Origin of the sequence: Corynebacterium capitovis DSM 44611 (assembly GCF_030440535.1) — a bacterium.
GTDB classification, from domain to species: Bacteria; Actinomycetota; Actinomycetes; order Mycobacteriales; family Mycobacteriaceae; genus Corynebacterium; species Corynebacterium capitovis.
The window spans coordinates 1,777,295-1,803,580 of the sequence record NZ_CP047117.1; the positions used below are offsets into that span (position 1 = coordinate 1,777,295).

Sequence of the window (26,286 nt, forward strand, 5' to 3'; positions counted from 1 at the left end):
GGCCCCAGGCTAGCTGCAGCGAATGATCGGCTGCGGGTCGTAGACGGTCGTCTGAGTTTCCCGGGAGATGACGTTGCCCGCGAGGTCGGAGATGACGCGGGTATCGGACGTCGTGAAGCCTGGTGCCCCACCGGAGGGCGAGCAGGTTGAACCCGACAGGGTCTGCGAGCGCGGCTCGGTTTGGGCCCAGCGGCCCCCGTTGATGGACTCGACGCTGTACGTCTTCACGCCCATGAGATTGACGGTGACCTGTGAGCTGTCCGCGCTGGCGACAATCCTGACCGGGTAAGGAGAATCGTTGCGGAACTGTAGGTCGATGGCACCTTCGTACACCGTGGCTTCGCGCCCGGCCGGGTAGCGGGAGATGTAATAGGAATGCGCGGTGTGCGCCACGTCGATCATGCCGGCGAAGTACGAAGCGTTGTAAAGCGTGGTGGCAAACTGCGAAATGCCGCCGCCCACCGCGGTATCGGAATGGCCGTCCAGGATGATGCCGGATTCGATGTAACCTTGCGCGGTGCCGCGGGGCCCGGTGTAGCCGTTCAGGGAGAAGGTCTCACCAGGGTTGACGATCGCGCCGTTGACCGTGTTGGCAACCAGCCGGATGTTGGTGCCCGACGCGGAGCTGAAGCCGCCGGTGGTGAACGTGCCGACGACGTCGTTGAAGGTGGCGCTTCGCGCCTGCTCCGTTGTATAGGCAGCGGGAACGGCCTTGTACTCGGCGTCCCACGCCCGCTCGGCGGTGCCGAGGACACGCGCATCGAGGTCGGCCAACGCCTTATCCCAGTCGACGACGGACCCATCCACGCTCGGCTGAACCCCGCCACCGGAGAGCACACGAGCATTCTGCATCTGTGTCTCGGTGCCGCTCAGCTGCTCCGCGAAGAGCTCCTGGGCCCGCGCGTGGTCCACGCGTGGCGTGATGTGGCCGTCTACGTTGGGGAACTGAACCACATCACCAATCTGCTCCTTCGCGATGACGGCCTCCGCGCCCCGCCCCCGCAACGTCAGCGGCCCGGACAGCGCAGCCTTCACCGGCCCGCTCAACGCGGCGTCCATGGCGTCCTTATTGATTGCCGGTTCGACGTCCTCCGGTTCCACCTTCACCCCGCTGGGGTTGAGCCAGCCCGCCGTCAGCTCATCTTTCAGCGAGGCCACGGACACCTGCTGCCCGAGCACCGGGTCGGTCACCTGGGGGGAGCCGTTGGCGATGGTCACGGAGCCGTCGATAGGCGAGCTGAAAAGCTCAGCCTGCAGCCGCTCAAGCTGGGGGCTAAGCGCAGTCTCATCGACGGTGGAGACGATATCTACCTCGTGGGAGCGCAGGAGCCCTGCGAGGCGGGTGAAGGGGTTGAGCGATTCCTCGCCCGCCTTGTCGACGGTCGCGCGCCAGTCAATGCCCAAGCCTGCCTGGGCGGGCACGACCGTCGCGGTCTTCGTCCCCGCTGTGACGGTTACGGGTGAGCTGGCGGTGCTACCCAGCTCGCGCTCGAGCGTGCTCACTGCCTCATCCGGGACCATCCCGCCAATCGACACCCCGCCTACCGACGTCCCCCGCGGCACGCTTCCGCGGTTCAAGGCCACGTCCGCGAGGTAGATCGCGAGGACGACCGCGAGCAGGCCCAGCACCGCACCCGCGACGACCTTTCCGGCGCTCATGCCGCGGCCGCCCGTGGAGGAGGAAGAAGACTTGAGGGTAGTCACTCATCTAAAGGTAGTGGACAACGCCCCAACTGCCCAGATAGAGGCCGCGCGGATTGCTCGCTGCTACACTTTTGCCCATGCCAATCGAAAGCCGGGCGCAGCTGCGCCGCGCGGTGTCCCCGCTGCTGGCCAGCATTGTCGTGGGTATCGTGCTGGGTACTGTGGGGATCTTGGGCGTGGCGTCGTTCTCGGGGCAGAACACCGTGCCCTCCGGCAACGCCGTACCCGCCGACCAGGCCGTGCTGGGCGGCCCGGAGTACGGTTCCCGCCAGTAACCGCTCGTGCCTGTACCGCCCGTGCCCGCCCGCCGCTGGGCTGCCAGCGGGTCGGCCGCCCACTGGGTCGGGTGGGTGGTGCTTGCCACGCTTGCGTTCCTCCAATCCCCGGGGCGTGTCAGCGCCGACACCAAGTTTGACCTGACGCAGAACCCGGCTGGCTTCCTGGCCCAGGCGGCAAGCGCGTACACCGACCGCTTCACGCTGGGTCAAATTCAAAACCAGGCCTACGGTTATTTCTTCCCCCAGGGCCCGTTCTTCCTGCTCCCGCTCCCGGACTGGGTCACGCAGCGGCTGTGGTGGACCCTGCTCATGGGCCTGGCCTTTTCCGGCATGCTCATCCTCGCGCGCCGCATGGGCATCGGCCCCGGCGGCCCCGCGATGACCGCAGCGGCGCTCTACGCCCTCAGCCCCCGCATCCTGACCACGCTCACCGCCATCTCCTCCGAGGCGTGGCCGGTGGCGCTCGTCCCGTGGACGCTCATCCCGTTGATGCAGCGCACGCCGCAGGTCGCGGCCTCGCTCATCCCCATCGCGCTGATGGGCGCCGTCAACGCCACGGCGACGATCTTGGCCTGCGTCCCCGCGTTTGTCCTCCTGCTCACGCGCCGTTCCTGGGCGCGCCTCGCCGCGTGGTGCGGCGGGACTGTCCTGGTCAGCGCGTGGTGGATCGGACCGCTGCTCGTCGTGGGCCGGTATTCGCCCCCGTTCACGGAGTTCATCGAGTCCGCCTTCGTTACCACCCACTGGCTCAACCCCGCCGAGGTGCTGCGCGGCACGACGAGTTGGTCGCCCTTCGTTGACACGGAACGCGCCGCCGGCTTCGTGCTCGTTTCTGAACCCGTCTTCATCCTGGCCACCTCCTTCGTTGCCGCCCTCGGGTTCGCCGGCCTCGCGCGCCGCGACATGCCGGGGCGCACCTTCTGCGTGGTTCTGCTCAGCACCGGGTTCCTCGTCCTCTGCGGGGCGCACTTTGCCACCTCGCTTCTCGACGGCCCCCTCGCCCCCTTTCGCAACCTGCACAAATTGGATCCGGCGGTCCGGCTTCCCCTGTGCCTGGGCGCTGGCTGGGCCGTCGAGAAGCTGCGAAGGCGCGGACGCACCCCCGCCCTTGTTGGCGCGCTGCTCGTGGTCGTTGTCTCCCTCGCCCCGGCGTGGTCATTACGCCTGCTGCCGGAGGGGACGTGGACCGAGGTTTCTCCCGACTGGATCGCCGCAGGTCAGTGGCTCGACGCCAACGCCGCGCAGACGCGCACGCTGGTCGTCCCGGCGGCGTCGTTCGCCCGTCAGACGTGGGGGTGGACCCGGGACGAGCCGATCCAGGCCGTCAGCCACGTGCCCTTCGCGGTGCGCGACGCGGTTCCGCTTGTGAACCCGGAGGCGATCCGCGGCCTCGACGGCCAGGTCGCGGCGCTGGATTGGGAGGCGTTGCGCTCTATCGGGGTCGGCGTCGTGGTGGTGCGACACGACCTGGCGTCCGACCCCACCACCCCCGACCTCGGCGAGCCGACCGTCAATTTCGGCGACGTTGATATCTACGCCCGCGACGTGAACCGCGGCATGATGATCACCAGCGACGAGCCAGTGCGTGTCGACGGTGGAGGCGAGGTGCTGCCCCTGCTCTACCGGGAGTTGGGCTACTTCCCGGCGCGCGTTGGCTCCGGTGATGCGGACATCGTCACCGACACCCCAGCGCTGGCCGCCCGCAACTACGGCACGCTCGACTCCCCGCTTTCCGCCCAGCTGCACGATGAAACCGAGGGCGCCGACGTACGCAACCGCCTGAAGGATTACCCCTCGGCTGGCACCCGCGTCGGCGTGACGCAGGACGGGTCCACGCGGGCATCGAGCTCCGCCGCCGATGCGACCGCCTTCGGCGGCGCACATCCTGCGGCGTCGCTCACCGCCGCTTTCGACGGGCTCGCCGACACCGCGTGGTGGCCCGCACCCGGCGATACCCGGGGGTGGATCGAATCCAGCGTCACCGACGGACGGGTGACGATCACCGCTACAGAGGACACGACGATGAGCGTGAGCTCGGGCGATTCCGTGGAGGATGTCTCCCTCGTCGGGGGCGAGCCGCGCACCATTTCGGTGGGCGGGCCGACAGTGCGCATCACCCTCACGCAGCGCGTGGGAATCACGGACCTGGAGACGGGGGCGCACCGCATCGTCGAGGTGCCCGGCACCGCCGACACGTACTTCTTCCAGCGGATGTTCCCGGCCACGGACATTCTTCAGCGCCGCTTCACCACGGCGGAGGCGGCCACCTGGCGTTTCAGCCACCCCGCCACCGTCGACGGCGAACGGGTCGAGGGCTCGGTGTCCCTTCAGGCGGGCACCCACGAGATCCTCACCGACGCCGAGACCCTCCTCATATCCAGCACCGACGTGCCCGACGCGCGCTGGAAAAGCTTCGGCGGCACCCTGGAGGCGCGGGACGAGGAGCGCACGATCGTGACCACCCGCGCCTACAACGAGGGCCTCCGCGCACACATCGGAGGCGTCGAGCTCGAGCCCGAGCTTATCGACGCCGGCGCCCAGGCATTCCGCGTCCCCGCCGGCCTCAGCGGAACGTTCACGATGACCTTTGCCGGCGACCGCCCGTACCGGCTCAGCTTAGCGTGCGGCGGCGCGGTCTCCGCGTTGGCGCTGGCGGTGTGCGTGTGGGCTGCGTGGCGGCGTCAGCCCCCCGCACCTCCACATTCCCCCGAGCTCGCGGGTGCTTCCCGCGTGATGGCCTCGCCCATCGTCGCGGCGGTAGCGGTGGGCCTGACCCCCGCACTAGCCCCCGCACTGGCCCCCGGAGCACTGGCGGCCACCGCGGTGTGGGCGGTACGCCGGTACACACTGATCCCCAGCTGGGCTTTGTCCGGGGGCCTCGCCGTCTTCATGGGGCTGTGGCTCGCCCGCGCGCCCTGGCCCGGGGAGAACTACGCCGGCGGGTCCGCGCTCATGCTGGTCGCGGGGTGCGCGGCGGTGGCGGCGCTCGCGTTCCCAGACGAGTAGGCCGTGCCCCGATCCAGCAGGCGGCGGAGCAGCCGCGCGCCGGGGACCTCGACAAACTCGTAGGACACGTACGCGACGGCGATGCTCGCCGCGGCCGTAAAGACCAGCACCGCGAAAAATCCCCCCGAGAAGACGGGGATGCCCAGTACCGGGAAGGCGAAGGACAGCACCGCCACGTGCCACAGGAAGATCGAGTAGGACCACCGGCCGAGGTGCGTCATCGCACGGGACGCCAGCACCCCGTCAGCGCGCGGGCCCAGCGCGAACGGCACCACCAGCACGGCCGCAAACGCCGATCCGATGAGGACGCGCACGTTGAGCTCGAGGGGGCTGGGGTGCGTAAGTCCGACGGGTCCGGCCACGCCACCCAGCCAGGCCAGTGGCACGAACAGCGCCGCGACGGGCCATCGTGGCCAGCGCCACACCGCGCCGCGGCGCTCCAACTCCGCCGCGGCAAGGCCAACGGCAAACCAGGGGACGTACGTGGGGGGCCAGATCTGCATATTGACCCAGGTGACGGAATCGACCAGCCAGGGCCACGCGCACGACAGCGGCACCAGCACCGCCAGGAGGACCCACCGCGACCGCGCGGGCACTCTGAGGTAGAGCGGGAGAACCAGGTAAAACGCCACCTCAACGCACAAAGACCACATCTGCGTTAGGCCGGCGATGAGCCCGTCTGGGACGTAAATCTGAAGGAGGAAGAGGTTCGCCAGGAACGTGGGGGCGTCGAGAAGCGAAAGCTCTGGCAGCGTAAGGGCCACAACGCACACGCACACGGCGTACGCGGGGGCGATACGCGCTAAGCGGCGCGAGTAGTAGCCCGGCCGGGGCGTGCCGCGCGCGAGCAGAAACGCCGAGAGGGCGTAGAACACGGCGACGAAGTAGTCGAAGCGCTCGAGGATGGGCGAGTACGTGCCCGTCTGGAAAGAAACGTGCGTGACAAGGATGCCCAGCGCCGCGACAGCGCGCAGGCCCTCGAGTTCCGGCAGTACGTTATTGTTTCTGATGTGTTCATTGTAGGAGTCAAGCGGGCAGGTGCGGTCCTCCTGCTCTGCTTCCTCCTCAACCTTCCCGCGCCCTTCATCATCGCAGCCCAGCGCACACTCCCCACGTCTGGCACCGAGTCCGTAACCTACGACGGGCCCGTCGAGCTCACCCGCGAGACTATCCTCGGGCCGGGCCAAAGCCGCAAAGAGGTCACCGTGGACACGCGCATTCTTCTCGACGGCAACGAGTACCGCGATTCCTACACCGCGAACCGTTCCAGCGCGTTCCCGGTTCGCGACCGCGGAGGGTTGACCTACTTCTTCCCCTACCGCCCGGAACGGCGCAGCTACCCGTATTCCGACCCGTTCTCCTTGTCGGCGGTCCCGCTGGATTACGCCGGGATGGGAAGCGTTGGGGGGTTGGAGACGTACAAGTACCGCGCGGTTATCGACGACGGCGATTACCACGCCGAGCGCATCTTCGACCTTGAGCGGCGCACCGGGCGTGTCCTCGACGAGACGTGGACGGTCGCCGGTGGCCTCGCAGAGGGCTTTTTCCGCCTGTCCGAGCAATCGCGGGTAGAGGCCCTCGACGCGGCGCGGGACGAGGTTGCCATCCTTCGCGTCCTGCAGGTGCTGGCCTGGGGGACGCGCTTTGTCGCGGTCCTGACGCTTGTTGGCTTGGCGGTCGCCTTTGCGCGCCGCTAGAGCCTGGGGGCTCGTTGTCGTCCTGGCGCTGACGTGGCCCTTCTTTCTGCCGGGCGAGGCGTTCGCGCTGCGCGACATGATGGTGCTGCCGGACATGGCTCTCACCCGCGCCGCGCTCGGTTTCGGGGACCTCCCGGCGCGTAATGTCCCCCAGGATGCTCTGCTGGGGTTGGTCCCCTTTCCGGTTCTTGCGGTGCGCCTTCTCGTGGTGTCCGCCGCTGCGTGCGCAGCGTGGGCGGGGTGGCGCGCGTCAGAGTCGGCGTTTGGTCGCGCCGCCGCGATGACGGTGGCGGTGTGGAACCCCTTCGTCGTGGAGCGCCTACTGCAGGGCCAATGGTCTCTCGTTATCGCAGCGTGGTTGCTCCCCTGGATCGCTGTATCGGGTTCGTGGGCTGCCCGGTGGGCAGCGTCGCTCACGCCGACTGGGGCGATAGCTTCGCTGCTGTTCTCGCGGTCGTGGGCACAGGTGATCGTGGCCGCGCTACTGTGTCTGCCCTGGGTGGTCGCGGGCGCTCTAGCGGGCGGTGGCACCGCCTCGGAGGCATCCGCAGCGGCCTTTGGCCCCCGCGCCGAGGTGAGCGTGGGGACATTGGGGGCGCTGCTCGGCCTCGGCGGGATCTGGAATGCCGACGCCGTCCCGCCCTCTCGCGCAGCGGGATTCGCCCTGTTCGGAGTCGTTTTGTTCGCCCTGCTCGCCCTCGGGTGGCGGGCAGTTCCGCGTCGCCTCCACGCCCTCGCCGCTCTCGGTTTCGCGCTGGCCATCCTCTCTTGGTCCGGCGCGTTGGCGTGGGCGGTGCAGGGCCTTCCTGGCGGGGGGTTGCTGCGCGATGGGCACAAGTGGGTCATGCTGGCCATCCCGGCGATGGTGTCCGCGGCAGGGGCGCTGTCCTCGCGGGTGGCTGGCGCCGCGCTGGCCTGCGCGCTGCTCCAGGTCCCCGACGCCCCGCTCGCCGTCTCCGCCCTGCGCCCCGTTTCTGTGCAGGTCCCAGCGGTCGACGACGCGGGTCGCGACGTCTTCTTCGTTGACCGCCCCTCCCTCGCCCGCCGCACGGACGGGGTCGTCGTTGTGGACCCCGCCCCCAAGGTCATGAACGTCGTCGAGTCCGGGCAGCTGCGTGTCGACGCCACCGTCGTCGACCCCCCGTCACCCCGGTGGGAGGCGGCGTCGCGGGCCGTTCATGATCGCGACGTGGAGGCGCTTCGCGGTGTGGGCGTTGGGGTTGTCGTTTACCCTGATTTAACCGTATGGGAGACCGGCGCGCCTGCTCGCGGCCTGCCGGTAGTCGGTGTATCCCTCCTGGCTTTGTGGCTTTTCACGCCCATATTCGCATCGTTATCGAATTGTTATAGACGCTCTAAGCTGCGCGTTTAAGCGATTTAGTTGGCGATTATCAATTAATGGCCCGTTCCCACCTTAAGGGAGCTTGTGCGGAACGCCCCTTAGCCTCTAAAGTTAACGCCAGATGAACACGAGGTTACCTAAGGAGGTGCGCAACCATGACACACGCAATTACTGACCACGCTTTGGACAACGTGCGTCGCGACCTCGTCTCCAAGTGGCGCGGAACCTATCCCGCCGACGAGGTGGAAACGATCTTCAACGAGGTCGTCGCCCGGCACGTCAAGGCCGCCACCGTCACCGACTTCATTCCGGTGCTCGCAGAGGCGGAAACCAACGAGCGGCTCGCCCGCTGAGACTGGAGAACACAATGACAAACACCAAGAACAAGAACAAGATCGATTTCAGCATCATTCGCGAACGTGCCCTGCGCAACATCCGCGAGGACCTCATCAGTAACTGGTCGGACCGCTACAGCGCCAAGAAGATCAGCGACACGTTCCACAACGAGCTGGCCACGCACCGCAGGCGGGCGGCGGTGGACGACTTCGTTCCCATCCTCGTCGAGGCCGCGATGCTCAACCGCCTACGGGGGGGCTCTCTCTAAGGCTCGCGCCTAGGACAGCTGCTCGCTAAACCGTCGTCCCGTTTCTTCCCAGGAGAAACGGGACGCACGCCGTTGCGCCTCCGCTCCGAGGATGGAGCGCGCGGTGGCGTCGGCAAGCAGTGCCCTCGTCGCCTCTCGGAATTCGGCTTCGTCTCGAACGAGCCTGCCGGTAACGCCGTCCTCAATAGAATCGCGCAGGCCTCCGGCGCTGGCGTAGCCGATGGTTGGAACCGCGTGCTGGGCGGCCTCGATCACCGCAATACCCCACCCCTCCTTCTGGCTGGGCATGAGGTGCAGACAGGCGCGGGCGAGGACGGCGTGCTTGTACGCGTCGTTGACGTGGCCGTGGAAAATGACCTTGTCCCCCAGCGGGGCAGCGTATTCCCGGAGCTTGTCCTCCCACCACCCCCCGCCGAGGACGTCGAGGACGACGCCGTCTAGATCAGCGACCGCGTCGATCGCCTGCTCAATGCGTTTGTGGGGCACCAAGCGCGAGAGGGTGGCAACGTGCGTGAAATCGTCGGGCGGCAACTCAGGCAGCGCATCGGGGACCGGATCGACCCCATTTTCAATGATGGTGATGTCGTCCGGGCGGACACCAAGCGCTACTAGGTCCGCCTTCGACGCCTCCGACACGGTGACGTACGGTGCGCCGCGGTACACCCGCGGCGCCACGCGCGACTCGAGGAACCAACCCAGCCGGCCGATGATTGGGCCCGCGACCGGCCATTGCTCCTTGTGACAGTGGTGCGTCAGAAGAATTGTTCTCGCCCCCACCAGCCCCGCGTAGAGGCGCGCAAAAAAAGGCACCCCGTTCTGGGTATCAACGATCACGTCCGGCCTGTGGCGCAGCACCGCCAGCGGCGCGAGAAGGTACACACCATACTTTCCCCCAGCGCGCTCGCACACCATCCCCGCCCGCTTGGTCCGGCGCGGCGCATCCGTGTGCGATGCGCTGCGGTACACCACCTCGTGGCCCTGCGCCGCCACATACTCCCCCACGCGCTCCAGGTAGCGTTCGGAGCCCCCGCCCTGCGGGTGGGTCGTATCGCGCCAGCAGAGCAAAAGTATCTTCATAGATCATGTACCGTACCCGCCGCATGGCCACGCTCCGCCGCTCGCTGCGCCTGCTGCGCTCTTTCCCCTACGAGCAGTACCGCCCGGCGGTGTTCTACGGGGGTCTTGCCGCAGACACGGCATCTCTTCTCGACGCCCTCTCGCGCGACCTCACCCCAGCCTCCCTGCGGGGAGCGCGCGTTCTCGATGTCGGGGGCGGGCCCGGCTACTTCGCTGACGAGTTCGCCCGTCACGGCGCGTGGTACGTCGGGCTTGAACCCAGCGTCTCGGAACTGTCGGTAGCCGGGCTGAGTGGCTATGGCGCGGTCCGCGGAGATGGCACCGCATTGCCCTTCGCTAACGACTCCTTCGACGTGGTCTACTCCTCTAACGTCGCAGAACACATCCCCGATTGGCGAAAGATGGGGGCCGAAATGATCCGCGTGGCCAAACCGGGCGGGCTTGTCGTGGTGTCCTACACCGTGTGGCTGGGCCCGTTCGGAGGGCATGAAACCGGCCTGTGGCCTCACTACGTGGGCGGGGAGTTCGCGCGGCGTCGATACGCGAGGAAGCACGGACGCGAGCCGAAAAACGTCTGGGGCACCTCGCTTTTCGACGTCTCCGCGTCCGACGGCCTCGCGTGGGCCAAGGAAACCGGGCTGATGGTCACCGCGTTTCCCCGTTACCACCCCGCGTGGGCCTGGTGGCTCACGCGGGTGCCGGTCCTGCGGGAGTTCGCGGTTTCGAACCTGGTGGTCGTCCTCCGCGCGTGAGAGCTAGCTGCGCGCTGCCTCGATACGTTCACCCAGGCGGTCGAGCTGCGCAAAGATTTCCTCGGGGATGCGCTCCCCCAAGCTGTTCAAGTACGCGCGGGCGTCCGCGAGATCGCGGGACCACAGCTCCGGATCTGCGCTGAGTGCCTCGCGCACGTCTTCGGCAGGCGTGTCCAAACCGGTGAGGTCAAGGTCCTCGGGGCGCGCAGTGTGCCCGGCGACGGTGTCGTGCGCACCCACGCGACCCTCGATCCGGTCGACGATCCACTTCAAGACGCGGGAGTTCTCCCCGAAGCCCGGCCACAGGAAGCGCCCGTCCTCACCGCGACGGAACCAGTTGACCAGGAAGATCGAAGGCATGCGGTCGCCGCCCTTGATGCCCATGTCGATCCAGTGGCGGAAGTAATCGCCCACCGCGTAACCCATGAACGGCAACATGGCCATCGGGTCATGACGCAGCGCGCCGACGGTTGCTTCGTGCGATGCCGCGGTCTGGCCCGAGGAAAGCATCGCGCCAATCATCGTGCCGTGCTCCCAGTCGAAAGCCTGGGTGACCAGCGGAACAGTGTCCGGCCGGCGACCGCCGAAGAGGATCGCGTCGATCTTCACACCCTTCGGGTCGTTGAACTCAGGTGCCGCGGTCGGGCACTGCTCGATCGGCACGCAGTAGCGCGAGTTCGGGTGCGCGGCCTTGCGTCCCGACTCCGGCGCCCAGTCCTCGCCCTGCCAGTCGATGAGGTGGGCCGGCGTGTCGCCGTCCATACCCTCCCACCACACGTCGCCATCGTCGGTGAGGGCGACGTTGGTGAACAGGGCGTTACCGGGCTCCATCGTCCGCATTGCGATGGGGTTGGACGCGTAGTTCGTCCCCGGCGCCACACCGAAGAAGCCGTTTTCGGGGTTGACGGCGTACAGGCCGTCGTCGTGAAGATGCATCCACGCGATGTCGTCGCCCACGACCTCGGCGGTCCAACCGGGAAGCGTGGGGGTAATCATGGCCAGGTTCGTCTTGCCGCATGCGGATGGGAACGCCCCGGCGATGTGGTAGGCCTTGCCCTCCGGCGAGATCAGTTTGAGGATGAGCATGTGCTCCGCCATCCAGCCCTCTTCGCGAGCCATCACCGAGGCAATGCGCAGCGCGTAGCACTTCTTGGCCAAGATGGCGTTCCCGCCGTACCCGGAACCGTAGGACCAAATCTCCTTCGTTTCGGGGAACTGAGAGATGTACTTCGTGTCGTTGCACGGCCAGGCGACGTCTTCCTGGCCCGCCTCAAGCGGCGCACCCACCGAGTGCATGCAGCGCACGAAGTTGTCGCCGGTGATCTTCGCCAGGGCCTCGGAACCCATGCGCGTCATGATGCGCATGGACATCACCACGTATTCCGAGTCGGTCAGCTGCACGCCGAGTTTCGGGTCCGGGTCCGAGATGGGGCCCATGCAAAACGGCACGACGTACATCGTGCGACCCTTCATCGCGCCCTCGAAGTGCTTACGCATCTCGGCCTTCAGCTCATCGGGGGCGACCCAGTTGTTCGTCGGGCCGGCGTCCTCTTGGCGCTGCGTGGAGATGAAAGTGCGAGACTCCACCCGCGCCACGTCTGAGGGGTTGGAGTGCGCGAGGTAGGAGTTGGGGCGCTTTTCCTCGTTGAGCTTAATCAGCGTGCCCTTTGCCACCAGATCAGCGGCTAGCCGGTCCCACTCCTCCTGGGATCCGTCGGCGAAAACCACGCGATCGGGTTGGAACAACTCGACAGCCTCGTTAATCCATGCAATGAGCTGTTCATTGTCTGTCGGCGCGGCCTGCGCCATACCCTTGACTGCGGTGGTCATGTCTCTCCTGTACCCGTTCGTCCCCAACCGGTTATTTCCAGCAGGCTCGTGAAAGATAAAATCTGTCGCCTTTTAGATTATCGAATACGTATCCTATCTGGACGAAGAGGGAAAACGGCAGACCCCCTTCGGTTATATCAAGTGACGAAAGGCACGGTTTTCGCGCCTCCGCCCCGCCGTCACGCACCCCCTAGAGGGGGTGATACACCCTGCGTACGCCCGCGCCATTCACCCCGTACGCTGCGACGACGACCGAGGGAATGTAAGTCAACAAGGAGGATGCGGCTCGTGACCGATTGCCACCCCCAGATAGGGGTGCGCGCCTCGGGGGCCGTGCACCGGCCGGAGTTTCCCCCAAGAAACTTGCGTTCACCCACGTCATGTGGACAATTGACGTAATGAATAGTCCTGATTTTTCTGAACATGCGCGAGCGGGGATAGGGGAGCTCCCGGCGGGCCGGCCCCCACACACCACCTTCGATACCGGGTTGGATTACCCGCGCCTCGGCTCGGTGTCATTTCGCCGCGGCACCCTCACCGACAACCAAGAGGCGCTGTTCAACGAGCACTGGCCCCGCCTCGGGCGCGTGCTCGGCGACGAGTGCATCGACGTGAATAGCTGGTTCGGGCGCTCTGGCCACCCCACCATCGTGGAAATCGGTTCCGGTACGGGCACGTCCACCGCGGCGATGGCACCGCTCGAGAAGGACACGAACATTATCGCCGTTGAGCTGTACAAGCCCGGCCTGGCCAAGCTGCTGGGCGCGGTGGTTCGCCAGGATATCAACAATATTCGGATGGTACGCGGCGACGGCGTGGAGGTCCTAGCCCGCATGATCGCGCCCGACTCTCTCGACGGGGTGCGCATCTTCTTCCCCGACCCGTGGCCCAAAGCCCGCCACCACAAGCGCCGCATCATTCAGACGGGCACGCTCAACCTCATCGCCTCCCGCCTGAAGCGCGGTGGCGTCCTCCACGTGGCCACGGACCACTCCGACTACGCCGCGTGGATCGACGAGCTCGTCACCGCCGAGCCTCACCTCGAGTACAAAGGATGGCCTTGGCCCGAGGCTCCCATGTTGACAGACCGCCAGGTCATTACGAAGTTTGAGGGCAAGGGCCTAGACAAAGACCATGTTATCCGCGAATACCTCTGGGAAAAGAAGTAGCCATGAATGACTTACACGAGATGACTCACCCCTACTCGCCCGGCGCGGCGCCGGGGCCCGAAAGTGTTCTCCTTGTGTGGGACGCGCCCAACCTTGATATGGGTCTTGGCGCCATCCTGGGCGGGCGGCCCACCGCTGTCTATCGCCCGCGATTCGACGCCATCGGGCGATGGCTCATCGAGCGCGCCGCTGAGCGGTCCGCGCAGCTGGGTGTGCGCGTCGAACCCGAGGCGACCGTTTTCACCAACATCTCCGCCCAGGGCGCTGACGTCGTCCGCCCCTGGGTCGAGGCTCTGCGCAACGTCGGTTTTGCCGTGTTCGCCAAGCCGAAGACAGACGAGGACTCGGACGTCGATAAGGACATGCTCGCCCACATCGACCGTCGCTTCAGCGAGGGCGTCCTGCGCGGCGTCGTCGTCGCCTCCGCCGACGGACAGAACTTCCTCGAGCCTATTCAGGAGCTTGTCGCGGCGGGCGTTCCCGTCACCGTGCTCGGTTTCCACGAACACGCCTCCTGGGCTGTGACGGCGAAGGACATCACGTTCGTCGACCTCGAGGACATCCCCGGCGTGTTCCGCGAGCCTCTCCCGCGGGTCAACCTGGATCAGCTGCCGGAGGAAGGAGCGTGGCTCCAGCCGTTCCGCCCGCTCTCCGCGCTTCTGCACAACACCCGCGACAGCCGCTAGGAGGCCCCGTTGTTCTACAAGTGGGGGCGCTTTGCCTACCGGTTCCGCAGGATCATCCCCTTGGTCGTTGTGGCCGTCATCCTCCTGGCGGAGGTCCTGTTCGGTTCCAAGCTGGCGGACCGCTTGTCCCAGGAGGGATGGGAGGACCCGGGCGCGGACTCGACTACCGCCTCGAGGATCGAGGAGGAGACCTTTGGACGAGACGACTCAGGCGACGTCATCGTCCTAGTCAGCGACCCAGACGGGGTTACCCAAGGCCCGGTCTTCGACGAGGCGAACCGGCAGATCTCCGCGCTGCAGCAGCGCTTCCCCGCGCAGATCGACCACATCACCAGTTACTTCGCCAACCCCAACAAACAACTGGTGAGCGAGGACGGCACCCGCGCTTTTGCGGCCATCAGCTTAAAGGGCGACGGCGAGCAAACCCTGAAGGACTACCGCGTCATCGAGCCCGCCCTGAACGAGCTTTCGCTTGCCGACGGCGCCACCGTCCAGATCGCGGGCTCCACCGCCGTCGCCGATGCCCTAGACGACGGAATGGCCAACGACATCACGCGGGCCGAGCGCATTGGCCTGGTCTTCGTAGCCGTGATCTTGCTTTTCGTCTTCGGAGGGGTGATCGCCGCGGGCATGCCGATCATCGTCGGCCTCCTCTCCGTCCTCGGTTCCCTGTCCGCGCTCTCCGTTTTGGCTCTGTTCCAGCAGGTCAACGTCTTTTCACAATCGGTGGTCACGCTGCTCGGCCTCGGGCTGGCCATCGACTACGGCCTGTTCATGGTCTCGCGCTTCCGCGAGGAGCTAGCTAAGGGCCGCGACGTGGAGCAGGCCGTGGCCACAACCACCGCCACGGCCGGCAAGACGGTGTTTTTCTCCGCGCTTATGGTGGGCGTCGCCCTCTCCGGCCTGCTCATGTTCCCCCAGGCATTCCTCAAGTCGGTCGCGTACGGCGCCATCAGCGCCGTCGTCCTCGCCGCGCTGATCTCGGTGTCCATGCTCCCGTCGTTGTTCGGCCTGCTGGGCCGCAACATCGACAGGTGGTCGGTCCGCCGGCGCCGCCCGGGCACCGCTGATACCTCCACCAGCACGTGGTACAAGATCCCGCAGTGGTCCATCACGCACTCCCGTCTCGTCGTCACCGGCATGTCTGTGCTGCTCATCGGGCTGACTGTACCGATCATCGGCATTACCTTTGGCGGTATCAACGAGTCTTACCTCCCGCCGACCCAAGCAACCCGCCAAGCCCAAGACGAGTTCAACGAGACGTTCCCCGCTTTCCGCACCGATCCAGTCAAGCTCGTCGTCACGGGGGCCGACAACAGCCAGCTTGTCGACGTCGTCGTGCAGGCGCGCCAGATCCAGGGCCTCGCCTCGCCTCTCGCCCCGTCCCACCCGACGCACAACGGCACGACAATCCTTTCGGCGCCGCTGGCGGACCGCGACGGCGGGGCTGACGTCGTCAAGCAAATGCGCGCGATCACAGCCCCCGAGGGCGTCGAACTCTACGTCTCCGGCACCCCCGCGATGGAGGTCGAATCGATCGAGGCCCTGCTGGCAAAGCTGCCGTGGATGGCGCTCTACATGGTGGTCGCCACCTTCATCCTCATGGCCTTGCTGTTTGGCTCGCTGATTCTGCCGGCCAAGGCGGTCATCATGAACGTGCTGGGCATCGGCGCGACGCTGGGATTCCTCACCGCCATGTTCGTCGACGGGCTGGGGGCCGGGGCGCTCAACTTCACGCCCGGGCCACTCATGAGCCCCGTGCTCGTGCTCATCGTCGCCATTTTGTACGGCCTTTCCACGGATTACGAGGTCTTCCTCGTCTCCCGGATGGTCGAGGCGCGGGAGAAGAACGCGACAACCGACGAGGCAATTAAGTACGGCACGGCGCACACCGGCGGGATCATCACAGCCGCCGCGGCCATCATGATCGTCGTCGCAGCTGCGTTTGCCATGAGCGACATCGTGATGATGAAGTACATCGCCTTCGGCATGATTTTCTCGCTCGCCCTCGACGCCACGATCATCCGTCTCCTCCTCGTCCCCGCGGTCATGCACCTGCTCCGCGAGGACAACTGGTGGGCGCCTCGCTGGGTGACGCGGATCTCGCGCCACCTCGGAGACACCTCCGAGCCCAGCGTGGCTCCCCCGCCGGAGACCCACCCGCGGACGGGAGAGATCTCAATCGCCGACGCCGTCCCCGACGCGCGGCACATTCGCTCCGGCATCACCGTCGCCGAGGACTCGGAGCTCATCCCCTTTGACGAGCTCATGAGGCGCCTTCAGCGGCAGAAACCCCGCGAGATTGAGTGAGTTTGATTAAGCAGCAAGGGCGCTCCTGGGTGAGGTGGCTCGCCCCGCTAATCGCCCTGTGCGTGGCTCTGCTCCTTTTTCGGGAGAAGCTGCCTTTCCTCGGGGGAGCCTGGCGCGCCCTGCTTTCGGCCGCGCCCGGCCCGGTTCTCGCGTCTGTGGCGACGGCGCTGTTGGCGATCCTAGCCATGGCCAGTGTCATGCAGGTGCTGATGAACGCAGAGGGGCGGATCGTCGGGATCGGGCCGTGCCTGGCCCTGACGCTGTCCTCGAATGCCTGGTCGACGACGATCCCTGGTGGTCCCGCGATCGCCGCGTGGCTCACCTTCCGCGTCCACAGGTCGTGGGGAGCCTCCCCCGGCCTATGCGGCTGGTTCATCGTCATCTCCGGTGCGCTGTCGACGGTGTGGCTCGTGGTAGTCGGGGTAGCGTCGATCGTGTTCTTGGGCGCCCACCTGTCCGTGTGGTCCCTCCTTACCTCGCTGGCCATCGCCCTTGGCTCCGCAGGGGCAGTGCTGTGGGCAGCCCTTCACCCGGGCCCGCTGCGCTCGCTGGCTTCCCGCGCCCCCGCGCGCTTCCGCGGCAGCCTGCTTAAGCTCGTCGACCAAGTAGCGGCCATCCGCCCGCCCGCGTACACCTACGTCCTAGCCGCGACAGGTTCGCTGCTGAACCTTCTCATTGACGTTGTCACACTCTATCTCGCGGTGTGGGCAGTTACGAGCAGCCCGCCCGGCTTGTCCCCCGCGCCCGACCACACAACGGTGGCGGGGGTCACCCTGGCCTACCTCATGACCAAGCTCGCCGGCACTGCTCAGGTCACCCCGGGAGGGCTCGGAACGGTCGAGGCCGCAGCAGCGGGCACGCTCGTCGCCGCGGGCATGACGCTTGTCGACGCCACCGCCGCCGCCCTCATCTACCGCCTTGTGTCCTTCGCGCTGATTACAACCTGCGGCTGGGTCGTCTACGGGGTGCGCTACGCAGGGCAGGGATTTCTTCTAGGGCGGCCCTCCTACGACAGTTAGGGCGACAGTTAGGGCGACAGTTAGGGCCCCATGTCCAGCTCGTGTTCTAAGGTCGAGGCATGATCAAGAAAAGTTACGCCATCGCCGCCGACTTCACGGCGATGGCTGCCTTCGCCCTCCTCGCCCGCGCCGCGCACCGCTCCGAGGAGCTGCCCTTCAGCCTCTCGGGTTGGGTTGAGACCTTCCTCCCCTTCGCCGCGGGCGTCGCCCTCGCCTGGCTCGTCTTCCGGCGCGACCGCGGCTGGCTCACCTGGCTCATCACCCTCGTCGTCGGCTTGGTCATTTGGAGCTTGTACCGCGACAAGCTGCCCCACTGGTCCTTCATTGTCGTGGCGTCGTCAATGTCAGCGCTGCTCATGCTCGGGTGGCGCGGAGTAGCTCGGGTGGCGCTTTCCCGTCGCTAAGAGCGAACCCGGTTCGGGGCAGGAAAAAGGGGCGAACCCCAGTGAGGGATTCGCCCCAGCGGCGGGCCGCTAACTTAGCGCGGGAAGCTCGATCCCCAGCTGTAGAGCGGATCCCGGGAAAACAGGCCGCCGAAGAACCACACGATGTAGTTGAAGATTTCGCCGGTGATATCGAGGACGCTGGAAAGCATACGCAAAAACCTTTCTGGTCAAGGCGGGTGAAGCTAGTACTCTCCACTACATCGGTGGGCACCCGCCCGCGCGTTACAACGGCGCGATGCTGTGCTTCTTCGGAATCTCCTGCTCGCTCTTGGTGGACAGCTGGCGCAGGGCACGTCGTAAAGCGATGCGGGTGCGCGATGGCTCGATGAGCGCGTCGATGTAACCCCGCTCAGCCGCAACATACGGCGAGGTCATGTTCTCGTCGTAGAAGTCCATAAACATCTTCTTCATCGCCTCGCGCTGAACCGGGTCCTCGATCGCGGCGAGCTGCTTGCCCTGGATCATCACCACGGCCGCGGCCGAGCCCATCACGGCGATCTGGGCCGTCGGCCAGGCCAGGTTGATATCCCCGGAGAGGTTCTTCGAACCCATCACGGCGTACGCACCGCCATAGGCCTTGCGGACGATGAGGGAGACCTTCGGCACGGTGGCCTCCACCACCGCGAAGGCGAACTTCGCGCCGCGGTGGATTAAGCCCTGGCGCTCCTGTTCGACGCCCGGAAGGTAGCCGGGCGTGTCCACGACGAAGACAAGCGGGATGTTGTAAGCGTCGCAGGTTCGGATGAAGCGGGCGCCCTTGTCGGCGGCATCGGCGTCAATACACCCCGCGTAGTGCATCGGGTTATTGGCTACGAACCCGACCGTCTTGCCGTCGATGCGCCCAAACGCGCAGATCAAGTTCTCGGCGTAGTTGGCCTGGATCTCGATGAGCTCGTCGTCGTCGCCGAGCTGGGAGAGAAGATCACGCATGTCGTAACCCGCATTGGTGTCATCGGGCATGAACGCATCGAGCTCGGTATCGTCCAAGTCCTCGTCCGCAGGTGCCCACGCAACGGGGGCCTCGTCGAACGTCGAGATAGGCAGGTGGGCGAGGAGATCGCGCACGTACTCAAACGCCTCCTCCTCCGTCGCCACTACCGCTTGGACGTTGCCCGACTGCTCCTGGATCCGCGCGCCCCCGAGCTCTGCGGAGGAGATGTCCTCGCCCGTCACCTCGCGGATCACGTTCGGACCAGTCACGTACATCTCGCTCTGGCCGTCAACGGCCACAACGAAGTCGGTGGTCACCGGCGCGTACACCGCGCCACCCGCGGACTTGCCCAGCATGATGGAAATCTGCGGAGAGCGGCCCGAAATGGGCAGCTGGCGGCGCGCGATCTCCGAGTACATCGCCAGCGAGGTCACTGCGTCCTGGATGCGGGCGCCGCCGGAGTCCTGGATACCGATGACGGGGCACCCGATCTTGATCGCCATGTCCATCACCTCGGTCACCTTGCGTCCGAACGTGACACCCACGGAACCGCCGTAGACGGTCTTGTCGTGGGCATAGATGGCCACGGGTCGGCCGTCTATGCGCCCGTACCCGGTGACCACTCCGTCGGAATAGACCGCATCCGGGTCGCCCGGCGTGCGGGCCAGGGCGCCAATCTCTACGAAGGTCCCTTCGTCGAGGAGGGCGTTGATGCGCTCGCGCGGGGTGGTCTGGCCGGCGTCGTCGCGGCGCTTGCGGGCGCGCTCCGACCCCGGGTCCTGAGCCTTTTCCAGCCGGGCGCGCAGATCAGCGAGCTTAGAGGCTGTCGACATTGTCAATCCATTCGTTCATCCGAGTACCCACGATCCCCACCGCAGGCTCGTCCACCACCGCGAGGTGATCCCCCGGCAGGTGAACGATCTCCAAATCGTCCACGATAGCGCCCCAGCCGCCGTCCTCGTCAATGTCCGCGTACGCGGGCTCGAGGATGATGGCGCCGTCATGCATCCGCTCGGAACGGAAGAGCAGCACGGGCGCATGGACGTCCACCCACCGCGCGAAATCCAGATTGTTCAGGATCCGGTTGTCCACAAACGACGCGCGCTGGTGCTCAAGCACACCCGCGGCCAGGCCGTGCTCGGAGGCGTCAGTGGTGGCGAGGAACTCCGCGAGCACACTCAAGACGGCGTCCTCACCCGCAGATTCCAGCAGGTCGTAGGGCACCGGGAAGTCGAGCCCGTACGTGTCCTTCGCAAACGCCTCGTAGCGCTCCCACCGCCGCCTCGTCTCCTCCGGCGTGTCGGGGGCAGGATGGGACGGCCGAGTGGTGTCCAGCAGGGCGATGAACGCCACCTTGCCATCACCGAGCAACCGCGCGACTTCGTAGGCCAACGCGCCGCCAAAGGACCAACCGGCAAGAACAACGGGGCGTCCGGCAGACAACCGCTCGATGTCATCGACGTACGCGCGCGCCCTCTCCTCCAGGCTCCCCTCGAGTCGCTCGACACCGTACACAGGCACGTCGTCCGCCAAGCGCCGCGCGAGCGGCTGGTAGACGGAGCTCGACCCGCCAGCAGGGTGGAAGACAAAGACACTCGGCTTGTCGACGCCCTCTTGCCGCTCCCGGAACACGCGAATGTTGCCATCAACGGGCGTCTCCAGCCCCTCGCGGACCAGATTGGCCAGGGGTTCCAGCGTCTCGGCGTTTAACACGTCCTGCGCGGAGATATCGACGCCAGAGCGTTCCTGCAGGTGGGTGGCGATGCCCTCCGCCTGTTCCGGCGTGATGCTGTCAAGCGGAGAGGTCACACCCGCAGCAGCGGCGCCGGCGTATTTGGCCCACGTGCCAAACACCACCCGCTCCGCCGCGTCGCGGGGGGCAACGCCCACACCACGTGACGGTGTCGCAGCGGCAGCCGGGTCCCTCGTCTCCGAATTGTAGGGCAGCGGCTGCGGCGCATCCTCGCGTCCGGCGACGGCATCCTCGACGATGCGGATGACCTCGGCCACAGAGGCGTCGCGAATTGCCTGGACCTGAAGCGGGGGGATCTGGAAGTCGTTCTCCACGCGGTTTTTAATCCGCATCCCCATCAGAGAATCGAGGCCGAGGTCGAGAAGCGGCAGCTCATCGGGCAGGTCCGCGACGTCGTAGCCCATCGAATCGGAGACGATCGCGCGGAGGCGCTGCTCCACGGTCTCGGTCTCGGGGTCCCAGCGTGAGGCCTTGTCCTGCTCATCGAGGGCACCGGCGAGAAGCGGAGCTGGGGAGTCTTTCTCATCCTGCTCTTCCCGCTCAGCCTGGCTCGGCCCGTCCAGCTCGAGCGCGGTAGCAAAGCCTTCGACGAGGAGTTCGCGGCCCGCATACACCGTGATGGATGCGCCGCCGAGCGAGGTCGCAGCAACGACCGTGATCTCACCGTCGGCGGGCAGGCTTGCGTGTTCCTGCGTTGCGACGACCCGGGAGCCCGGCGCGACATCCGAGGCCACGGCCTCCAGCACTTGGTGCGGGCTGAAAACCTGGTCCGCGCGTGCCGAGTAGGCGACGGTACCGTCGGGCAGCGACACCTTCGAGCCCAGCAAAGCAGTGGGCGCCGACGACGGGCGCGCGTCCGTCCACAATCTCGAGCGCTTGAACGGGGTGGACGGAGCTTCGATGACCTTCCCGGGCCCGTAGAAGCCGGTGAAATCGACCTGCGTGCCACGGACGTACAGCTTGGCGGCGAGGTCCACCAGTGACTCGACCTCGTCAACCTTGCGCTTCGTGGTGAAGAGGAGCTGCGCGTCGGGCTTGCCCAGGGCGAACGCCGTGTTCATCACCCCCATCAGCGCGACCGGGTTCGGGGTGATCTCCACCATGGTGGTGTGCCCCGTGGCGAACGCCGCTTCGGTGGCGTCTTGGAAGTAGACGGGCTGGCGGGTCATGCGCAGGAAGTAGTCGGCGTTATGGACGATCTGCCCCGGCTGGTAGACCACCCCCCGGTCGACCGAGCTGAACAGGGGGACGCGCAATGGCTGCGGTTCGAGGCCAGCGAGTTCCGCACCGAGTTCGCCCATGATCGGGTCGAGCATGCTCGTGTGACCCGCCCCGCGAACGTTGAGCTTGCGGGCAAACTTTTCCTGCTTTTCCAGCTCGGCCACGATGATGTCGACCGCCGCGGCGGGGCCGCCGATGGTGGTCATTCCCGGGCCTGAATAGACGGCCGGCTCCGCACCCTGCGCCTCCGGATGCTCGGCGATGAAGTCAGCGAGCTCCTCTCGGCCCAGCTCCACAACCGCCATCGCACCCTCAGCGTCAGTGCCGGCGACGAACTCTTCCCCCTCGCTCATCAGGCGGGCACGGTGGCAGGCGATCATGATCGCATCGCGTGCGCTGATCCCGCCGGCGCCGTAGGCCGCGCCCATCTCCCCCATCGACATTCCCATCGTGGCGGCGGGCGTGATGCCCAGCGATGCAAGAAGGTCCGTCTGCGCGATCTGGATCGCGGTGATGGTGACCTGCCCCGTCTGGGTGTCGTACGTTTGCTCGTCGTCGCGGATGAGGTCGAGCATCGACCACCCGGCCTCGAACTGGACGTACTGGTCGAGCTCTTCCATCCGGCTGGCGAAGAGTGGGGAAACGCGGAGGAGCTCCTTCGCCATGAGGCGGTGTTGGGAGCCAAAACCGGAGTAGACGAACACCGGCCCGCGGGCGTCGGGCGCATCAGCCACAGCGATGCCGGGGGCCACCTTGCCCTCGGCGACGCGTTCCAAGCGAGCGACCGCCTGTTCGACGTTCTCCGCTAGGACCACGGCGGTGGAGCGGCCGTGGTTGTGCTTAGCCAGCGAGCGGGCAACCGGCACGAGATCGGAATCGGGACGGCCACGGAGGAAGGAGGCGAGCGTTTCGGCCGCGGCACGCCGGCGGGAGGGCACGTGGCCCGATACCGGCAGCGCAACGGCGGAGCCGCCCGTCAACTCCCCGGGAGTAGGGGCCGGCGCGGCGTCGTATTCGGATGCGTCGAAATCCGCTAGGACGAGGTGCGCGTTTGTTCCGCCGAAGCCGAACCCGGACACGCCCGCGATGCGACGGCCCGAATAACGCGGCCATTCGCGGGGATCGTCCACAACCTCGACGTGGGCGGCGTCGAAGTCAACGTGCTCGTTTGGCGCGACGTAGTTTGCGGAGGCGGGGATCGTGTCGTGCTTGAGCGCCTCGAGCACCTTGATCACCCCGACCACGCCCGCCGCGGATTCAGAGTGCCCCACGGTGGACTTCGCCGAGCCGAGCAACAGCGGGGTGGCATTGTCTCGTCCCGCCCCGAGCACCGCTCCGAGGGCGTTGGCCTCAATCGGGTCGCCCAGCAGCGTGCCCGTGCCGTGGGCTTCGACGAGGTCGACCTGCGTCGGGTCAACGTCGGCGTCGGCGTAGGCCCGCTCCAGCACATCAATCTGCGCATCCGGGTTCGGCGCGGTGAGGCCATTGGAATGGCCGTCCGAGTTGGTCGCGGACCCCTTGATAACGGCAAGAATGGTGTCCCCATCCGCCATCGCATCTTCCACCCGCTTCAGTACGAGGAGACCGGCGGCTTCGGAGCGCACAATGCCATCGGCGTCGTTCGAGAACGCGTGGATCTTGCTCGTGGGCGAAATGACCCCCAGCTCCGCGAACATGAGCGAGCCAAAGGGGCTGGCCATGACGTTCACACCGCCGGCGAGGGCAACGTCAGCTTCACCGTCGCGCAGGGCACGCACGGCGTGGTGTACGGATACGAGCGACGCAGAGCAGGCGGTGTCGACGCTCAGCGAGGGGCCGCGGAAGTCGAACGCATAGGAGATGCGGTTCGGGATAATCGAGCTGGCCGCCCCCGTTAATGCGTAGGGGTGGGCCTGCGAGGGGTCGCCCGCCAGCAGCATGCCGTAGTCGTTGTTCGAGGAGCCGACGAACACGCCCACCGACTCCCCGCGCAGCGAGTTAGCGGGAATGTGCGCGTTTTCCAGCGCCTCCCACGCCAGCTCCAGCATGATGCGCTGCTGCGGGTCCATATTAACCGCTTCAAGCGGCGACAGACCGAAAAACTCGTTATCGAAAGACTCGATGTCGGCGAGGTACCCGCCGTCGACGTTGGTCCGAGACAGTCGCTCCCGGATTACGTCGTCACCGTCGTATTCGGACCAGCGACCGGGGGGCAGGGGGCCGATGGCCACGGTGCCGTCGATAAGCAATTGCCAAAATTCATCGTTGTTCTTCGCCCCAGGAAAGCGGCCGGCAGAACCGATGATTGCGATGTCATGAGTTGCAGGGGACGCAGATGCGTGTCGACGCCACACCGCCCTCGGCCCGGGCTCCGGGGCCGTCAGCGCAGACGCAATGGCCTCAATCGTGGGGTATTGGTAGGCAACGGACGGGTCGATGCGACGTCCGAGGAGGCTCTCCAGCTCGCCGGAGAGGACGACTGCGTCGCGGGAAGACAAGCCGAACAATTCGAGCGGCTTCGCCGGGTCGACCTCGCCGATTTCCACACCGGTCGTGTCGGCCACCCATTTCCTCAGCCATTCGCTTAGCTCGTTTTCATTCATAGCAATCCAAAGTATCGTTCCCGGCCGGCTCGGCGTTAGCGGTTGTCGCGTTCGAGGAAGTTCTTCATGTTCACGCGGCGGGCGATCTTGCCCGAGGAGGACCGCGCAACGCCGCCATGCGGGTAGAACTCGATGACGTGCGGCGCCACGCCGTGGGTGTTGGTGACGGCTGCGCGGATCGCGTCCTCCGCGGCCTTGTCCCCGTCCTCCGGCATCCCGTCAGCGCGCTCGGCGAAGATGATGAGCCGCTCCACGTCCTCCCCGGGGACAGCGAAGGCCGCCACGGAATCGGGGCGGACGTGAGCTGTCGCATCCTGCACCGTGGCCTCGATGTCCTGCGGGTAGTGGTTGCGCCCGGCGACGACGACGAGGTCTTTCACCCTTCCGGTGATGTACACGTGCCCGTTGACGTACGCCCCCAGGTCACCGGTGGCCAGCCAGTTGTCCTTGGGCAAGCCCTCCTGAATCGTCTGCCCGATCGTGTTCGCGAAGGACTCGCGCGTTTCTTCCTCCCGGTCGAGGTAACCCCTGGCGACGTTGGCACCGTGAACCCACAGCTCGCCGACTACCCCGTCCGGAACCTCGTTTTTGGTCTCTGGGTCCACCACCGCAAAGTCCATCCATCGGACCGGCTGGCCGACAGCCGCCACGGGGAGGCCGTTCTCGGACTCGACGGCGCGCCCCTGCGCCAGCTCCTCGCGGTCGAATGCCGTGAACTTGGGGCGCTCGGGGGATTGCTCCAGCGCCACGATGAGGGTGGCCTCGGCGAGACCGTAACCGGGGCGGATGGCCTCGCGGCGGAAACCGTAAGGGCCTAAGACCTCAACAAAGGTGTCCACGCCGGTCTTCGTCACCGACTCCGAGCCGATGATAAGTCCCTCGACGGCGGAGAGGTCGATGTTGTCCTCGTCCGTGATGTTGGCGTAGCGGGCCGCTAGATCCAGCGCGAAGTTCGGCATCACGGAGTAGACGTGGATGTCGTCTGGGTCGTCGGCGCGACGGGACAATTGCTTGACGTACCGCTTCGGCTGCTGGACGAAGTCGCGCGGCGCCATCAATTCAATCTCGTTGCCGATGACCACCAACAGCATCGCTACGATGATGCCCATGTCGTGGTGCAGCGGCAGCCACAGCGCACCTCGCAGCGGGTACTCCAGCTGCGCCGCGGTGTATATCTGGATGACGTTTGTCACGACGGATTCGTTGGTCAGCACCACGCCAGCCGGCATGCGCGTCGAACCCGAGGTGTATTGCAGGAACGCGGTTTCGTTTGCCGTATCCGTGCCCTCCGGGGTTTCCAGGGGGACCCAGGAATCGGCGAGAGAATCCGGCAGGGAGTCCACGGCGATGATGCGGGGCCGCTGGGATGATGGCAGGTCGGCGAAGAAACTCCGCACCGCGGGCGCCCCGGCCTTATTGGTCAGGACGGTCGTCGCGCCGGAGTCCCCCATGACGGCACGGAGGTGGTCTCCGTGGCCCGGCTCATTCGGGTCGTACAACGGGATGGGCACCTGGCCGGCATACATTGCACCCATGAAGGAAAACAGGTACTCGGGAGAGTTCGGGGCGAGGACGGCCACGCGGTCGCCCGGCTGCCCGACCTGCATCAAGCGGGCCGCGACTGCCTTAACGCGCGTGTTGACCTCCCTGCGCGTGTAGACGACCTGCTCACCCTCTGCGCTGGAAGAGTAGTCCCAGTAGCGGATGTTCGTCTCATCCAGCTGTCCCATCTGGGCGCCCATGAAGTGCAGCATTTCGGCGAGTGCCGGAATGGTGAAGTTGTGGGGCAGCGCGATGTTGCCGTCGTCGTCGATGAAGCGCTGGATAATGACGTTGAGATCCATAGAACTCCTTAAGTAGAGAAACTTTGTGAGTGGAA

19 protein-coding genes are annotated in these 26,286 nt (G+C 66.3%); 12 read left to right on the top strand and 7 right to left on the bottom strand.

All coding sequences use genetic code 11. The features are described 5' to 3' along the window. Positions 1-9: 9 nt before the first annotated feature. Positions 10-1,659 (bottom strand): VanW family protein, encoded by a 1,650-nt coding sequence (locus CAPI_RS08685; RefSeq protein WP_040356978.1) that lies wholly within the window; start codon positions 1,657-1,659, stop codon positions 10-12. 122 nt (positions 1,660-1,781) lie between these two features. Here CAPI_RS08685 and CAPI_RS08690 point away from each other — a divergent pair, with 122 nt between their 5' ends. Together CAPI_RS08690 and CAPI_RS08695 are read left to right on the top strand one after the other, a co-directional pair. Next, positions 1,782-1,979, top strand: a complete 198-nt coding sequence (locus tag CAPI_RS08690; protein ID WP_018018257.1) for a DUF2613 domain-containing protein — start codon at positions 1,782-1,784, stop codon at positions 1,977-1,979. A gap of 6 nt (positions 1,980-1,985) precedes the next feature. Next, a complete protein-coding gene (locus CAPI_RS08695) occupies positions 1,986-4,988 on the top strand; it encodes an alpha-(1->3)-arabinofuranosyltransferase domain-containing protein (RefSeq protein ID WP_245531663.1) in 3,003 nt (1,000 codons plus the stop codon). Here CAPI_RS08695 and CAPI_RS08700 read toward each other — a convergent pair. Further along, complete coding sequence (locus tag CAPI_RS08700) at positions 4,913-5,998, bottom strand: acyltransferase family protein (RefSeq protein WP_211205617.1); 1,086 nt, start codon at positions 5,996-5,998, stop codon at positions 4,913-4,915. The genes CAPI_RS08695 and CAPI_RS08700 overlap by 76 nt on opposite strands. Between CAPI_RS08700 and CAPI_RS08705 the strand changes: the two genes are divergently transcribed. From CAPI_RS08705 to CAPI_RS08720, 4 genes are all read left to right on the top strand, one after another. Next, complete coding sequence (locus CAPI_RS08705) at positions 5,924-6,685, top strand: porin PorA family protein (protein ID WP_245531664.1); 762 nt, start codon at positions 5,924-5,926, stop codon at positions 6,683-6,685. The genes CAPI_RS08700 and CAPI_RS08705 overlap by 75 nt on opposite strands. Beyond that, on the top strand, positions 6,672-8,057 hold the full coding sequence (locus CAPI_RS08710) for an MmpA family trehalose lipid delivery protein (protein ID WP_018018261.1): 1,386 nt from the start codon (positions 6,672-6,674) through the stop codon (positions 8,055-8,057). Before CAPI_RS08705 ends, CAPI_RS08710 begins: the two co-directional genes overlap by 14 nt. A 125-nt stretch (positions 8,058-8,182) precedes the next feature. Next, on the top strand, positions 8,183-8,380 hold the full coding sequence (locus CAPI_RS08715) for a three-helix bundle dimerization domain-containing protein (protein ID WP_018018262.1): 198 nt from the start codon (positions 8,183-8,185) through the stop codon (positions 8,378-8,380). A gap of 14 nt (positions 8,381-8,394) precedes the next feature. Further along, positions 8,395-8,631 carry a three-helix bundle dimerization domain-containing protein gene (locus tag CAPI_RS08720; RefSeq protein WP_018018263.1) on the top strand — a complete coding sequence of 79 codons (237 nt, stop codon included), beginning with the start codon at positions 8,395-8,397 and terminating at the stop codon, positions 8,629-8,631. A gap of 9 nt (positions 8,632-8,640) precedes the next feature. Here CAPI_RS08720 and CAPI_RS08725 read toward each other — a convergent pair whose 3' ends face one another. Further along, positions 8,641-9,708, bottom strand: a complete 1,068-nt coding sequence (locus tag CAPI_RS08725) for a glycosyltransferase family 4 protein (protein WP_018018264.1) — start codon at positions 9,706-9,708, stop codon at positions 8,641-8,643. Between the two features lie 5 nt (positions 9,709-9,713). Here CAPI_RS08725 and CAPI_RS08730 point away from each other — a divergent pair, with 5 nt between their 5' ends. Then, positions 9,714-10,460 (top strand): class I SAM-dependent methyltransferase, encoded by a 747-nt coding sequence (locus CAPI_RS08730; protein ID WP_018018265.1) that lies wholly within the window; start codon positions 9,714-9,716, stop codon positions 10,458-10,460. A gap of 3 nt (positions 10,461-10,463) precedes the next feature. Here CAPI_RS08730 and CAPI_RS08735 read toward each other — a convergent pair whose 3' ends face one another. Beyond that, entirely contained in the window at positions 10,464-12,290 is a 1,827-nt protein-coding gene (locus tag CAPI_RS08735) for a phosphoenolpyruvate carboxykinase (GTP) (protein ID WP_018018266.1), read from the bottom strand. A gap of 398 nt (positions 12,291-12,688) precedes the next feature. On the opposite strand from CAPI_RS08735, the gene trmB reads away from it, so the two are divergent. Genes trmB through CAPI_RS08760 form a run of 5 tightly spaced genes read left to right on the top strand, consistent with a single transcriptional unit; the run spans position 12,689 to position 17,878 of the window. Then, the gene (trmB, locus tag CAPI_RS08740; protein ID WP_026157226.1) at positions 12,689-13,459 is read left to right on the top strand and encodes a tRNA (guanosine(46)-N7)-methyltransferase TrmB; all 771 of its coding nucleotides are present in this window, start codon (positions 12,689-12,691) and stop codon (positions 13,457-13,459) included. Between the two features lie 2 nt (positions 13,460-13,461). Next, positions 13,462-14,145, top strand: a complete 684-nt coding sequence (locus tag CAPI_RS08745) for an NYN domain-containing protein (RefSeq protein ID WP_018018268.1) — start codon at positions 13,462-13,464, stop codon at positions 14,143-14,145. Positions 14,146-14,154: 9 nt separating this feature from the next. Continuing rightward, on the top strand, positions 14,155-16,455 hold the full coding sequence (locus CAPI_RS08750; RefSeq protein WP_018018269.1) for an MMPL family transporter: 2,301 nt from the start codon (positions 14,155-14,157) through the stop codon (positions 16,453-16,455). Further along, positions 16,452-17,474 carry a lysylphosphatidylglycerol synthase transmembrane domain-containing protein gene (locus tag CAPI_RS08755; protein ID WP_018018270.1) on the top strand — a complete coding sequence of 341 codons (1,023 nt, stop codon included), beginning with the start codon at positions 16,452-16,454 and terminating at the stop codon, positions 17,472-17,474. The genes CAPI_RS08750 and CAPI_RS08755 overlap by 4 nt, the downstream gene beginning before the upstream one ends. A 59-nt stretch (positions 17,475-17,533) precedes the next feature. Then, positions 17,534-17,878 carry a DUF3054 domain-containing protein gene (locus CAPI_RS08760; RefSeq protein WP_018018271.1) on the top strand — a complete coding sequence of 115 codons (345 nt, stop codon included), beginning with the start codon at positions 17,534-17,536 and terminating at the stop codon, positions 17,876-17,878. A 264-nt stretch (positions 17,879-18,142) separates the two neighbouring features. Here the strand turns inward: CAPI_RS08760 and CAPI_RS08765 are convergent, their stop codons facing one another. The 3 genes from CAPI_RS08765 to CAPI_RS08775 are packed head-to-tail and all read right to left on the bottom strand — an operon-like array spanning position 18,143 to position 26,251. Next, positions 18,143-19,684, bottom strand: a complete 1,542-nt coding sequence (locus tag CAPI_RS08765; RefSeq protein ID WP_018018273.1) for an acyl-CoA carboxylase subunit beta — start codon at positions 19,682-19,684, stop codon at positions 18,143-18,145. Beyond that, positions 19,668-24,407 (bottom strand): type I polyketide synthase, encoded by a 4,740-nt coding sequence (locus tag CAPI_RS08770; protein WP_026157228.1) that lies wholly within the window; start codon positions 24,405-24,407, stop codon positions 19,668-19,670. The genes CAPI_RS08765 and CAPI_RS08770 overlap by 17 nt, the downstream gene beginning before the upstream one ends. Before the next feature lie 35 nt (positions 24,408-24,442). Next, positions 24,443-26,251, bottom strand: a complete 1,809-nt coding sequence (locus CAPI_RS08775; RefSeq protein WP_018018275.1) for a FadD32-like long-chain-fatty-acid--AMP ligase — start codon at positions 26,249-26,251, stop codon at positions 24,443-24,445. Positions 26,252-26,286: the final 35 nt, after the last annotated feature.